An 11,850-nucleotide genomic window follows, 5' to 3' on the forward strand; every position below is an offset into this window, starting at 1 on the left:
CCCCAGCTCCCCCCGCATCCGTTCGGCGTCCACCAGCGCACAGGCGTGGGCAGGCGCGGTGACGGCCCGCCACCGCTCCGCCCACTCGAACACGTCACACGGCCCTCCGGAGCGCACCGCCAGCCCCAGCCCGAACGCCGCCAGCCGCTCGCCGGCCCGGGCGACGTGGGCCCGCACCGACGGATCGGCGAACGTCTCCACCTGCTCGCTCACCTCCGCCAACCCGTCACGGACGGCCAGAAACGCACCGGGGACGTCCTCCTGCAGCGCCGCCTCCAGCGCGAGCGCGTGCTGGCGCACGGGCGCGGGGATCTGCGACGCCCGCGCCAACTGCCTGGCCTGCGGTTCCGAGCCGAGCGAGGTCAGCCGGGCGCCCGCGGGCGCAGACCGATCGCCGGGCTCCTCCCGTTCGGCGTGCCGGGTGAGGCGGGCCAGCTGCGCCGAGGCCGCCGGATGGTCGTCGACGGCGAGCGCCGCCTCGGCCGCCACCAGCCGCAACGCCGCCGCCTCAGCCAAATGGGCGCCGCCGCCCTCCAGCGCGTCCGCGCCCGCGATCAGCTCGGCGACCAGGGCGGGCGTGACGGGTTCGAGGGCTAGGCGCGAGCGCAGCACGACCTCCCCGGCCAGCGGCAGCCATGACGTCCGGTCCTGCGCGGCCAGCTCGCCCGCCGCCTGCTCGGCCACCTGCCGCGCCCTGTGCGGGTCACCGGTCAGCAGCTCCACCTGAGCCAGCTTCAGCCGCGCCTCGGACAGCGCCACCCGCGCCCCGCACGCCTCGAGATCGGGCACGGCGAGGTCCAGCATGGCCCTGGCCTCGCCCGGCAGGTGCGCGGCCAGCAGGGCGCCGGCGAAGTCGGCCCGCATCGTGGCCAGCCGCTCCGGATAGCCGAACAGGGTGTCCTCGGCCTCCCTGTAGTGGTGGAAGGCCCCGGCGATGTCGCCCCGCCGTACCGCGAGGAAAGGCAGGTTGGCGGCGGACAGGCGGGCCAGGTGGAGCAGCCCGGCATGCTGGGAGATCTGCAGGCAGGCGGTGAGGTCCCGCATGGCGGCGTCCCAGTCGCCCCGGTAGGAGTGGACGAGGCCGCGGTTGAGCAGGCCGCCCGCGAGGAACCTGCGGTTGTCCAGGGTGCCGGGCGCGGCCGCCAGGGCCCGCACCGCGCGGTCGCACGCGGCGACGGCCTCCTGGTGGCGGCCGAGATAGGCCAGCGCGACGGCACGCTGGGTGTCGAGCTTGGCGCGGTCGAGTGCCGACAGGTAGGCCCAGGCCAGGGCGGCCACGCGTAGGGCCTGCACGGGGTGGCCGCGCTCGGTGCGTACGGTGACGAGCGACAGCCGCGCCTGCGCCACCCGCTCCCGCGGCACTCCCGGAGTGGCGATGGCCTGACGCAGGTGCCGTTCGGCGGCCTCGAGATCGCCCAGCTCCCGCGCGGCCAGCGCCATCGCCCTGAGCGCGATGGCCGCGGCCTCGGGAGATCCGGTACGCCGGGCCGCGGCGAGCACGACCCGGCCCGCGTGCATGGCGTGACCGGGATCGACCAGCGAACGCAGCATTGCGGCCTCGGCCGCCGCGACGAGCGGGTCGAGTTCCTCAGAGGTGTCCCTCATGGCGGACCTTGGTCGAAACGGCCGGGGGAGCGGATGGCGATCAGGGCCGGATGCGTACCCACCCGGTCTGCACGGGCGCGTGGCCGGGCCGGTGGCACACCACGCTGACCCAGCCGGGCGGCAGGCCGGTGGCGGCGAACTGGCCGTTGTGCGCGATGCGCGTGGTCAGCGTCAGATGAGGGGTCTTCACATCGACAAGGGTGCCCTCGCCCGGGTAGGGGAGGACCTGTCCGGCGACGTCGATGAGCCCGTCGCCCACGGTCATCTCCACATCGAAGGTGAGGCCGGTCGTGACGAAGCGCATCAGGTGGGAGCCGTCGTCGTCGCGCGTACCCGAGCTCGTGCGGATCGCCGCGCACTCGACCGGGTCGGCGGTCCTCGCCTGGGGGACCCGGAGCCCGTAGACGTCACGCGCCGCGGCCGACACGTGACTCGGCATCGGATCGTTCCCGGCGGCGAGCCGGAGTGCCGCCAGGAAGTATTCGTCGTTGATCATCGCGCCGTCTCCTGTGCCGAGATCAAAGTGCGCAGTCTCTCCAGGCAGCGGGCCCTGGTCGGGCCGATGCTGCCCATGGGTAGTCCGAGCCGCATCGCCGTCTGCCGGCTCCCGAGATCGATCGCGACCAGCTGGAGCAGCGTGCGGCAGGGCTCGTGCAGGGCGGAGACCGACTTCCAGAGCAACTGCCTGCCGTCGGTCTCCAGAACGGCGGCGGCCGGGTCGGGGTCCTCGACGACCTCGGAGGAGTAGACCCGCGGGCGATCCTTGCGCAGGAGCAGCAGGGCCTCGCGGCGTACGGTCGTCGCGAGCCACCCGCCCACCGCCGCCGGGTCCTTGATGCTCTCCAGATGCTGGAGCAGGCGCAGCCAGGCGCCCTGAACCACGTCCGCCGCATCGGCCGGGCCCAGGCCGCACGCGCGGGCGACGGCCCACATGAGCGGCCCGAACCTGGACTCGAGCTCGTCCCAGGCCGACCGGTCGCCGCCGGCCGCGGCGTGGACCAGCTCCGCCGTATCGCGGTGCACGCGGCCTCCTCTCGCCCGGCACGGAGTGGCGAACATGCCTCCCCGTGATCAATTGGGAACTGAGCGTAGACTCTACAGACTCGACAGGAAGGGCACTCCCAGATCCGGAATTTGCCGGGAGCCCTCACCGTCGAGGAGCCGGCGGACCACGTCCTTCGCCGGTTCGTGCTTGGCCGCGTCCGCGATGACCCCGGACACCAGGGCGGTGGCGAACGACGTGCCGCTCCATGCCGCGAAGCCGCCGAACTCCTCAATGTCGAGATAGCTGCTGGTCAGCCAGTCACCGCGGGCGCAGGCGTCCACCCAGGTGCCGTATCCGGAGTAGGGGGCGCGGCTCGTCTGCGTCGTGTCCAGCGCCGCCACGCCCACCACGGAGGGCAGCGCGGCAGGCCAGAACGGCCGGTCGGAGGCGGTGTTTCCGGCGCACGCCACGGTCACGGTGTCCGTGAGCCCGGCGATGGCGTCGGCCAGCAGCGGCGGCGGGCGGTCGTCGAACGTGTGGCCGCCGAAGGACAGGTTGAGCACCTCTGGGGGCCGTTCCCGCAGGCGGTGCAGCGCGCGGACGACCGACGCCTCGTCGCCGACGCCGTCGCCGTCCAGCACCCGCCCCACGCGCAGGGCCGCGCCGGGCGCGCCCCGGGTCAGCAGGCCGGCGATGAACGTCCCGTGCCCGGCCTGCCGGCCCTCGGACGCGTCCGCCGCCTCGGGGCCGACCCGGCCGTACCAGTCGGTGCCCGCCCACCACGGGTGCTTGGCGATGCCGGTGTCGAGCAGGCCCACCGTCACGTCCGACCGAGACCTGCCCGGTTTGTACGAGATGGGCGGCGCGGGGAAAGCTCTGGACGCCGGACCGCCGAAGAACAGGGGCTGGCCGAGGAGGACGTGGTTCGGCGACGCTCTGCGGCCCTGCTCGCGCAGTTCGGCCGTGAGCTCGCAGGGGTCGACGCCCGCCGCCAGGTGGACGACGCAGACTCCGTCCGCTTCGGAGACGGCCTGGGTCCACCGGGCCGCGGCGGACAGCGCGCTGCGGTCGGTCAGCAGCTGACCTGGCCTGATGAACGCCTCGCCGACTGATTGCATTTCCATGGCCGGTTATGTTTCCCGTCCGCATCAGGTGTCACGCACCAACTTGATATGGCCCCCCTCTGGTGCCGAGTAGCGACCGACGGTAGTCTCTCCCTAGTCACTTGTGATCATCCCGGGGCGAGGCCGTTGGGGAAGGCGCACCTCGTACCGAAACGGGAGGTCCGGTGTCTGCTCGTGGCGTCCTTTACGTCCACTCGGCTCAGCCCGCGCTGTGCCCTCACATCGAATGGGCAGTCGCGGGTGTCCTTGGCGTGCCCGTAGATCTGACGTGGACTCCGCAACCCGCCGCGCCCAACGTCGTGCGCGCACAGGCGGAGTGGGAGGGCCGTGCGGGGATCGCCGCGGCCATCGCCTCCTCACTCATGGGCTGGCAGCGCCTCAGGTTCGAGATCACGGAGGACGCCTCGCCGGGGGTGGACGGCTCCCGTCATGCCTACACGCCGACGCTCGGCGCCTTCACCTCGGTCATCGGCGTCTCCGGCGACATCATGATTCCCGAGGACCGGCTGCGCACCGCCATGATGATGGCCTCCCAGGGGCGGTGCGTGCTGGAAGAGGAGATCGACAAGATGCTCGGGCGCCCGTGGGACGAGGAGCTGGAGCCGTTCCGGTACGCAGGTGACGGCGCCCCTGTCCGCTGGCTGCACGCCGCCGTCTGACCGGGACACCGTAGGGATGCCTTAAGGATTCCGTAACGGGGCATCGCCAGGCTGAAGGCACACCAAACAGCCTCACCCGGAAGAAGGCATGAAGATGGCCAGCAAGCTCGTTGTCGGCACGTTCCTGACGCTGGACGGGATCATGCAGGCGCCCGGCGGCCCCGGCGAGGACGACTCCCACGGTTTCCAGCACGAAGGATGGTTGCCCCCGCACCTGGACGAGGGCTTCGGTCGCATCATGGATCCGCTGTTCGACCGCGCGGACTCCCTGCTCCTGGGTCGCAGGTCCTATGACATCCTCTCGTCGCACTGGCCCAACGTGCCCGACGAAGAGGGCGGCACGAAGATCAACAGCATGCCGAAGTACGTCACCACCAGGACCCCGATGACCGCCGAGTGGCGCAACACCGAGGTGCTGGTGGGCGAGGCCGCCCAGACGGTCGCCGAGCTGAAGCGGCGCACCGACGGCGTGATCCTCGTCCAGGGCAGCAGCGACCTGCTGCGCACGCTGCAGCAGGCCGAGCTGGTCGACGAGTACCACCTGCTGGTCTTCCCCGTCGTCCTCGGCCAGGGCAAGCGGCTGTTCGCCGAGGGCACCGCCCCGGCCGGGCTGAAGCTCACCGGCTCGTCCACCACCGACTCCGGCGTCGTGTACGTCACGTACGAGTGGGCGGGCAAGCCCTCCTACGGCTCCGTCGCCTGAGGCCGTCCGAGGTCAACGGCGAAGGCCCCGCACCGGCAGATGGTGCGGGGCCTTCGCCGTGGAAACCTAGAGCGGGATGTTGCCGTGGGCGCCGCGGGCCGGAGTGGCCTGGGCGAGGACCCTGGCGATCGCGCCACGCGTCTCCTCGGGCTTGATCACCTCGTCGATGACCCCCAGCTCCTGGGCCCGGTCGAGCCCGCCGGCGAGCTTCTCGTGCTCGACGGCCAGCCGCTGCTCCAGCTCGGGCCGCTCCTCCTCCGGCGCGGCCGCGAGCTCGCGCCGCTTGAGGATGCGCACGGCCGCCACCGAGCCCATGACCGCGACCTGGGTCGTCGGCCAGGCGAACACCTTGGTCGCGCCCAGAGCACGGGAGTTCATCGCGATGTAGGCCCCGCCGTACGCCTTGCGCGTGACCAGCGTGATCCGCGGCACCGACGCCTCGGCGAAGGCGTGCAGCAGCTTGGCGCCGCGCCGGACCACGCCGTCATGCTCCTGGCCGACGCCCGGCAGATAACCCGGAACGTCCACGAGGACAACCAAAGGCACGCCGAACGCGTCACACATACGTACGAAGCGAGCGGCTTTCTCGGCGGACGTGGCGTCGAGGCAGCCGCCGAGCCGCATCGGGTTGTTGGCGATCACACCGACCGTCCGGCCACCGAGGCGGCCCAGCGACGTGACGATGTTCGGCGCCCACTTGGGGTGCAGCTCGACGCCGGGCTCGTCGAGCAGGCCGTTGACGAGCGGCTTGACGTCGTAGGCGCGCCTCGCGGACTCGGGCAGCAGCGTCGAGAAGTCCACTTCCTCGATGGCCGACGTCCGGACGCGGCCCTGGTGGCCGAGGAGTGTGGCGAGCTGGCGTGCCTTGACGTACGCGTCGGTCTCGGTCTTGGTGACGATGTGCACGACGCCGCTGCGCTTGCTGTGGGGCTCGGGGCCGCCCAGGGCGGCGGAGTCGACGTCCTCACCGGTGACGCTGCGGACCACGTCGGGGCCGGTGACGAAGATGCGGCCCGAGTCGGCCAGGATGACCAGGTCGGTGAGGGCGGGGCCGTACGCGGCGCCGCCGGCGGCGGGGCCGACGACGACGGAGATCTGCGGCACGATGCCGGACGCCTTGGTCATGGCGGCGAAGACCCGGCCGACGGCGTGCAGCGACTCGACGCCTTCGGCGAGTCGCGCACCGCCGGAGTGCCAGATCCCGATGACCGGCACCCGTTCACGGACGGCCACGTCGTAGGCGTGCACGATGTGCTCGCAACCTTCGCTGCCCATGGCGCCGCCCTGGATGCGGGCGTCGCTGCAGAAGGCGACGACGGGTACGCCCTCGACGCGGCCCATGGCGGCCAGAGCGCCGCTCTTGTCCTCAGGAGTGATCAGCCGCAGCGAGCCCACATCGAGCAGCGCGGCAAGGCGGACGGCTGGATCGCGGGGATCGGCAGGCTCCTCATCGGAGTCCTGCGTCACCACCCGGTTGTCGAGCACGGTCATTAAGCCCCCTTAAACACGACGGACACGTTGTGGCCGCCGAACCCGAACGAGTTGTTGACCGCGGCGATGTCGCCTTCCGGCAGCGGGCGGTTCTCGCCGTAGACGAGGTCCACCTCGATGCCGTCGTCGAGGTTGTCGAGGTTGATGGTGGCTGGGACGATCCGTTCCTGGAGCGCCTTGATCGTGAAGACGGACTCGATGCCGCCCGCGCCGCCGAGCAGGTGCCCGGTCATGGACTTGGTGGAGGTCACCAGCGGGTGGGTGCCGATGGCCTTGGCCACCGCCTGGACCTCGCCGACGTCGCCCGCGGGGGTCGAGGTGGCGTGTGCGTTGACGTGCTTGATGTCGAGGCCGGTGATGCCCGCGTCGGTGAGCGCGTGGGTCATCGCCATGATGATGCCCCGGCCCTCGGGCTCGGGCTGGGTGATGTGGTGGGCGTCGGCGGAGTAGCCGACGCCGGCGCAGTAGGCGTAGATGCGCGCGCCGCGCGCCTTGGCGTGCTCCTCGGACTCCAGCACGACGATGCCGGCGCCTTCGCCGAGGACGAACCCGTCACGGTCGCGGTCCCACGGCCGGGACGCGCCCGCCGGGTCGTCGTTGCGGGTGGACATGGCCCGCGCGGCGGCGAAGGCCGCGATGTTGAGCCCGTGGATGGCCGCCTCGGTGCCACCGGCGACGACCACGTCGGCGCGGCCCGCCCTGATCATGTCCATGGCGTAGCCGATGGCCTCGGCGCCGGACGCGCACGCCGACACCGTGGCGTGCACGCCTGCCTGGGCGCGCCGGTCGAGGCCGATCCAGGCGGCCGGGCCGTTGGGCATGAGCATCGGCACCGTGAAGGGCGACAGGCGGCTCCAGCCGCGCTCCCGGTAGGTGTCGTAGGCGGCCAGCGTGGTGTTGATGCCGCCGATGCCGCTGGAGACCACGACGCCGAGCCGCTCGGGCGCCACCTCGGGGGCGCCGGCGTCCTGCCAGGCCTCCCTGGAGGCGACCATGGCGAACTGCTCGCTGCGGTCCAGCCTGCGGGCCTCGGGCCGCGGCAGCACCTCAGCGGGATCCACCGCGGCCGTCCCCGCGAACTTCACGGGGACGGTGTCGATCCAGTCCGTGGTGAGAGCCTCGACGCCCGACTGACCGGCGAGGAGCGCCGTCCAGGTCGAGGTGACGTCTCCACCGACGGGCGTCGTCGCTCCAAGCCCGGTGACGACGACACGTACCCGGTTCGCACTCACGTTTCGCGCTCCTTGCTAGTCAGAGAGGGGCCATCGGAGAAGAAACCTGCTCATCAGACTGCCGCCGCACTGCCGTGCCGGGTCGAGGCCCGTAGCGGCAGTCCTTCCAGCAGGTTTCCCGTCCGTCAGGCCTGGATGAAGGTGAGGACGTCCTTGACCGTCTTCAGGTTCTTGAGCTGGTCGTCGGGAATCTCGACACCGAACTCGTCCTGGGCGGCCACGGCGATCTCGACCATGGACAGGGAGTCGATGTCGAGGTCGTCCACGAAGTTCTTCTCGGGCGTCACGTCGGAGGCCGGAATGCCGGTGATCTCGTTGATGATCTTGCCGAGGCCTTCGAGGATCTCCTGCTCGCTGGCAGCCATGTTGTTGGTTCTCCTTTGATTTCCTGGTTTTGTGCGGCTGCGCCGCACAAGCTTCGAGTGGTACGGGCGTGATCCTACGGAATCTCGATCACTTGGCCCGCGTAGGTGAGCCCCGCGCCGAATCCGAGGATGAGCGCGAGACCGCCGGAACGGACCTCGCCGCGCTCCAGCATGCGCGACAGCGCGAGCGGGATGGACGCGGCGGAGGTGTTGCCGGCGTTGACGATGTCCCGCGCGACGACGGCCTTGTCGGCGCCGAGCTTGCGGGCGATGGCCTCGATGATGCGCAGGTTGGCCTGGTGCGGCACGAACGCCGACAGCTCGGCCGGGTCAACCCCCGCGCGGGAGCAGGCTTCCAGTGCCACCGGGTACAGCGCGGTGGTGGCCCAGCGGAAGACGGTCTGCCCCTCCTGGTGCAGGAACGTCGTGCGGTCCTGGATACGGATGGCATCGGCCTTGTCACCGGCGCTGCCCCAGACGACGGGGCCGATCCCGGGCGTGTCGGAGGGGCCCACCACCGCGGCCCCGGCGCCGTCGGCGAAGATCACGGCGGTGGCCCGGTCGGTCCAGTTCACCCACTGCGACAACTTCTCCGCGCCGATGACCAGCACGTGCTTGGCCGAGCCCGCGCGGACGGCGGTGTCGGCGGTGGCGAGCGCGTAGCAGAAGCCGGCGCAGGCGGCGTTGACGTCGAACGCGCCCGGCGCCTTGATGCCGAGGCGGTGCGCCACGATGGCGGAGGCGTTGGGGATCTGCGACTCGAGCGTGCAGGTGGCGACGATGACCAGATCGACGTCGTCGGGCGACAGGCCGCTCGCGGCCAGCGCCTTGCCGCCGGCGATGGTGGCCATGTCCTCGAGCGACTCGCTATCGGGCGCGACCCTGCGCTCCTTGATGCCGACGCGCGACTGGATCCACTCGTCGTTGGTGTCCATGGTCTTGGCCAGATCGTCGTTGGTGACGACGTTGGCCGGCTGGTAGTGGCCGAGCGCCAGCACCCTGCTGCCAGGGGCGATCTCGGAGATCTTCATTTGATCAGCTCCCTGGCCGCGTCAAGGTCGTCCGGTGTCTTCAGCGCCACCGTCTGCACGCCCCGCAGGCCGCGCCTGGCGAGGCCGGTCAGCGTGCCGCCGGGCAGCAGCTCGATCATGGTGGTGACGCCGAGCTCCGCCATGGTCTCCGAGCAGGCGTCCCACCTGACGGGGCTGCTGACCTGCTTGACCAGCCGCTCGACGAACTCGGCGCCGGAGGCGACAGGCTTGCCGTCGGAGTTGGACAGCAGCGTGACCCGCGGGTCGGCGGGCACAATGTTCGTGGCCGCCTCGCGCAGGCTCTCCACGGCCGGGGCCATGTGGTGTGTGTGGAACGCGCCCGCCACGGAGAGCGGGATGAGCCGGGCGCGGGCCGGCGCGTCCTCCTTGAACGCGGCCAGCTGCTCCGTCGTGCCTCCGGCCACGATCTGGCCGGAGCCGTTGATGTTGGCGGGCGTCAGCCCGTGCCGCTCGATGGCGGCGAGCACCTCGTCCTCCACGCCGCCGAGCACGGCGGTCATGCCGGTCTCGGTGATGGCGGCGGACTTGGCCATGGCCTGGGCACGCTCGCGGACGAGGGTGAGGGCCTGCTCTGGGGTGAGCACCCCGGCCAGCGCGGCCGCGGCGAACTCGCCCACACTGTGGCCGGCAAGCAGGTCAGGGGCCGCGCCGAGGGCCTCGGCCGAGACCAGGGCAGCGGCCACGAGCAGCGGCTGGGCGACGGCGGTGTCGCGGATCTCGTCGGCGTCGGCGGTCGTCCCGTAGGCGATCAGGTCGATCCCGGCGACCTCGGACCAGGCGCCGAGCCGGTCCGCGAGACCGGGCAGGTCGAGCCATGGCGTCAGGAAGCCTGGGGTTTGGGCACCTTGGCCCGGAGCGACGACTACAAGCACGAAATCCACCTTGCCCTGTAGAACTCCGACACGCGGATAGAGATCCGTACGAACTTTGTCCAGGCCTCTTTGTAGGAACCCTACAGTGGGGATTTCGGTGCCATTACGTTAGGGCGCGCCAGGTTACGGCGCTCTCCGCGAGCCTGCCGAGGATCAGGCCGACCTGGAGCGTGAAGGCGGACCGCCCTTCGGTGGGCTGGTATCCGGTCAGCTCGGTGATCTTCTTGAGCCGGTAGCGGACGGTGTTGGGGTGGACGAACAACAACCGCGCCGTCGCCTCCAGCGACGTGCCCTGCTCCAGGTACGTGGCCAGCGTGTCGAGCAGCGGAGTGCCGGCGAGCGGCAGGTAGACGTTCTCGATGAGCTGCCGCCTGGCGTCGTCGTCGCCGTCGAGCGCCCGCTCGGCCAGCAGGTCCTCGGCGTGCACCGGGCGGGGCGCGTCCGGCCATCCGGAGGACGCCTTCAGCCCGGCCAGCGCGGCCCTGGCCGACCTGGCGGCCGCGTGCAGGTCGGGGACCTCGGGCCCGAGCACGATGGGCCCGATGCCGAAGCGGGCCACGACCTGCTTGGCCGCGTCGTCAACGCTTGCGGCGCCGCCGACGATCACGATCAGCCGGTCGGCCTGCACGCCGGCCAGCAGGTCCATGCCGATGCGGCGGCCCTTCTCCCGGAGCCCGTCGATCACCGCGCGGGGGTCGCCGTCGGGGGCGTGGCCGGCGATGACGACCACGGGGGAGGAGGTCCAGCCGAGCGCGGCGGCCCAGGAGTGCAGGCCGTCGTCCACCTCGCCGCGCACCAGGGCGTCCACGATCAGCGCCTCCAGCCGGGCGTCCCACGAACCCCTGGCCTCGGCCTCGCGGGCGTAGACGTGGGCGGCGGCGAAGGCCACGTCCCGGGTGTAGCGCAGCATGGCCTGCTGCAACTGGTCCTCGCCGCCGGGGGCGGCCAGCTCGTGGGTGCGCGCCTCGACGATCTCGACCACGACCCTGACGATGTCGACGGTCTGCTGGAGCGAGATCGAGCGCTTCAGCTCGCGCGGCGCCGTGCCGAAGAACTCGATGCTGGGCTTGGGCGGGTCCTCCCCGGCGGTCGAGAACCATTCGACGAACGCCGCGATGCCTGCCTGAGCCACGAGCCCCACCCACGACCGGTCCTCGGCGCTGAGCGCGCGGAACCACGGCAGCTGCTCGTCCATGCGTGCCATCGCCGCCGTGCCGAGCGAGCCCATGGCCCGCTCGAGCCTGCGCGTGGTGTCCTCGCGGGTCCGGTCTGTCACGTCTCCTAGAGTGCCAGTTCGGCCCCGGTGAACGCGACGCCGGTCAGATGACGGCGACGGCGGTGATCAGGCCGATCGCCACATGCGTCACGGCCAGCAGCCGGGCGCCCGGCTGCAACTGCTGCTCCTTGATCAGGTCGCGGACGGAGATGCCGACGATCTTGTCGAAGATGAGCATCGCCACGGTCTGCACCACGATGCCGACCAGACCGAACACCGCCGTGCCCGCCAGGCCCTCGGCGAGCCGGCCGCCGGAGGACCAGATGGACGCGGCCACGATCAGGCCGACGGCCGCCAGGGCCGACGTGGCGAGCAGGGTGGCGTTGGGGTTGCGCTCGCTGCGGATGATCTCGCTCAGCTTGCCGGGGGTGGCCCAGTCGATCACGTAGAAGCCCACGATCATCAGGATCACGCCGACGGCGGCATAGGAGGCGATGGCGCCCGCCCCACGGGCGAGGGTCTCGAGAAGGGTCACGTCAGTTCCTA

The 11,850-nt window shown here is 71.5% G+C and carries 13 protein-coding genes; 2 read left to right on the plus strand and 11 right to left on the minus strand.

Annotated elements, in window-relative coordinates; all coding sequences use genetic code 11:
- The 4 genes from ETD86_RS34130 to ETD86_RS34145 all read right to left on the minus strand — a co-directional run.
- Window positions 1-1,605, minus strand: a 1,605-nt coding sequence (locus ETD86_RS34130; protein WP_211370495.1) for a hypothetical protein, incomplete at its 3' end; no start/stop codon positions are given.
- A gap of 40 nt (window positions 1,606-1,645) precedes the next feature.
- Complete coding sequence (locus ETD86_RS34135) at window positions 1,646-2,101, minus strand: hypothetical protein (RefSeq protein WP_138670770.1); 456 nt, start codon at window positions 2,099-2,101, stop codon at window positions 1,646-1,648.
- Window positions 2,098-2,628, minus strand: coding sequence for an RNA polymerase sigma factor (locus tag ETD86_RS34140; RefSeq protein ID WP_246148631.1), 531 nt, complete (start codon window positions 2,626-2,628; stop codon window positions 2,098-2,100). Before ETD86_RS34140 ends, ETD86_RS34135 begins: the two co-directional genes overlap by 4 nt.
- 72 nt (window positions 2,629-2,700) lie before the next feature.
- Window positions 2,701-3,714, minus strand: coding sequence for a S8 family peptidase (locus tag ETD86_RS34145; protein ID WP_138670772.1), 1,014 nt, complete (start codon window positions 3,712-3,714; stop codon window positions 2,701-2,703).
- A 164-nt stretch (window positions 3,715-3,878) separates the two neighbouring features.
- Between ETD86_RS34145 and ETD86_RS34150 the strand changes: the two genes are divergently transcribed.
- Together ETD86_RS34150 and ETD86_RS34155 are read left to right on the plus strand one after the other, a co-directional pair.
- Window positions 3,879-4,373 (plus strand): DUF3145 domain-containing protein, encoded by a 495-nt coding sequence (locus tag ETD86_RS34150; protein WP_138670773.1) that lies wholly within the window; start codon window positions 3,879-3,881, stop codon window positions 4,371-4,373.
- Window positions 4,374-4,467: 94 nt separating this feature from the next.
- Window positions 4,468-5,076: a dihydrofolate reductase family protein gene (locus tag ETD86_RS34155; protein ID WP_138670774.1), complete on the plus strand. Its 609-nt coding sequence runs from the start codon at window positions 4,468-4,470 to the stop codon at window positions 5,074-5,076.
- 66 nt (window positions 5,077-5,142) lie between these two features.
- Here ETD86_RS34155 and ETD86_RS34160 read toward each other — a convergent pair whose 3' ends face one another.
- The 7 genes from ETD86_RS34160 to ETD86_RS34190 all read right to left on the minus strand — a co-directional run bounded on the left by ETD86_RS34160 (window position 5,143) and on the right by ETD86_RS34190 (window position 11,839).
- Window positions 5,143-6,567, minus strand: coding sequence for an acyl-CoA carboxylase subunit beta (locus tag ETD86_RS34160; protein WP_138670775.1), 1,425 nt, complete (start codon window positions 6,565-6,567; stop codon window positions 5,143-5,145).
- Window positions 6,567-7,799 carry a beta-ketoacyl-ACP synthase II gene (gene fabF / locus ETD86_RS34165; protein WP_138670776.1) on the minus strand — a complete coding sequence of 411 codons (1,233 nt, stop codon included), beginning with the start codon at window positions 7,797-7,799 and terminating at the stop codon, window positions 6,567-6,569. Before fabF ends, ETD86_RS34160 begins: the two co-directional genes overlap by 1 nt.
- Before the next feature lie 125 nt (window positions 7,800-7,924).
- On the minus strand, window positions 7,925-8,164 hold the full coding sequence (locus tag ETD86_RS34170) for an acyl carrier protein (RefSeq protein WP_138670777.1): 240 nt from the start codon (window positions 8,162-8,164) through the stop codon (window positions 7,925-7,927).
- A gap of 74 nt (window positions 8,165-8,238) precedes the next feature.
- A complete protein-coding gene (locus ETD86_RS34175) occupies window positions 8,239-9,195 on the minus strand; it encodes a beta-ketoacyl-ACP synthase III (protein ID WP_138670778.1) in 957 nt (318 codons plus the stop codon).
- The gene (locus ETD86_RS34180) at window positions 9,192-10,088 is read right to left on the minus strand and encodes an ACP S-malonyltransferase (protein ID WP_138670779.1); all 897 of its coding nucleotides are present in this window, start codon (window positions 10,086-10,088) and stop codon (window positions 9,192-9,194) included. The genes ETD86_RS34175 and ETD86_RS34180 overlap by 4 nt, the downstream gene beginning before the upstream one ends.
- Before the next feature lie 103 nt (window positions 10,089-10,191).
- Window positions 10,192-11,316, minus strand: a complete 1,125-nt coding sequence (locus tag ETD86_RS34185; RefSeq protein ID WP_138670797.1) for a PucR family transcriptional regulator — start codon at window positions 11,314-11,316, stop codon at window positions 10,192-10,194.
- Between the two features lie 91 nt (window positions 11,317-11,407).
- Window positions 11,408-11,839 (minus strand): DUF350 domain-containing protein, encoded by a 432-nt coding sequence (locus ETD86_RS34190; protein ID WP_138670780.1) that lies wholly within the window; start codon window positions 11,837-11,839, stop codon window positions 11,408-11,410.
- Between the last annotated feature and the right edge of the window lie 11 nt (window positions 11,840-11,850).

It is taken from the genome of Nonomuraea turkmeniaca, assembly GCF_005889735.1.
Lineage (GTDB): Bacteria > Actinomycetota > Actinomycetes > Streptosporangiales > Streptosporangiaceae > Nonomuraea > Nonomuraea turkmeniaca.

Excerpts from the sequence above, each read along its gene's own strand:
- ETD86_RS34160 (WP_138670775.1), bottom strand. The coding sequence starts at position 6,567 with ATGACCGTGCTCGACAACCGGGTGGTGACGCAGGACTCCGATGAGGAG.
- ETD86_RS34135 (WP_138670770.1), bottom strand. The coding sequence starts at position 2,101 with ATGATCAACGACGAATACTTCCTGGCGGCACTCCGGCTCGCCGCCGGG.
- ETD86_RS34155 (WP_138670774.1), top strand. The coding sequence starts at position 4,468 with ATGGCCAGCAAGCTCGTTGTCGGCACGTTCCTGACGCTGGACGGGATC.
- ETD86_RS34185 (WP_138670797.1), bottom strand. The coding sequence starts at position 11,316 with ATGGGCTCGCTCGGCACGGCGGCGATGGCACGCATGGACGAGCAGCTG.
- ETD86_RS34170 (WP_138670777.1), bottom strand. The coding sequence starts at position 8,164 with ATGGCTGCCAGCGAGCAGGAGATCCTCGAAGGCCTCGGCAAGATCATC.
- ETD86_RS34175 (WP_138670778.1), bottom strand. The coding sequence starts at position 9,195 with ATGAAGATCTCCGAGATCGCCCCTGGCAGCAGGGTGCTGGCGCTCGGC.
- ETD86_RS34145 (WP_138670772.1), bottom strand. The coding sequence starts at position 3,714 with ATGGAAATGCAATCAGTCGGCGAGGCGTTCATCAGGCCAGGTCAGCTG.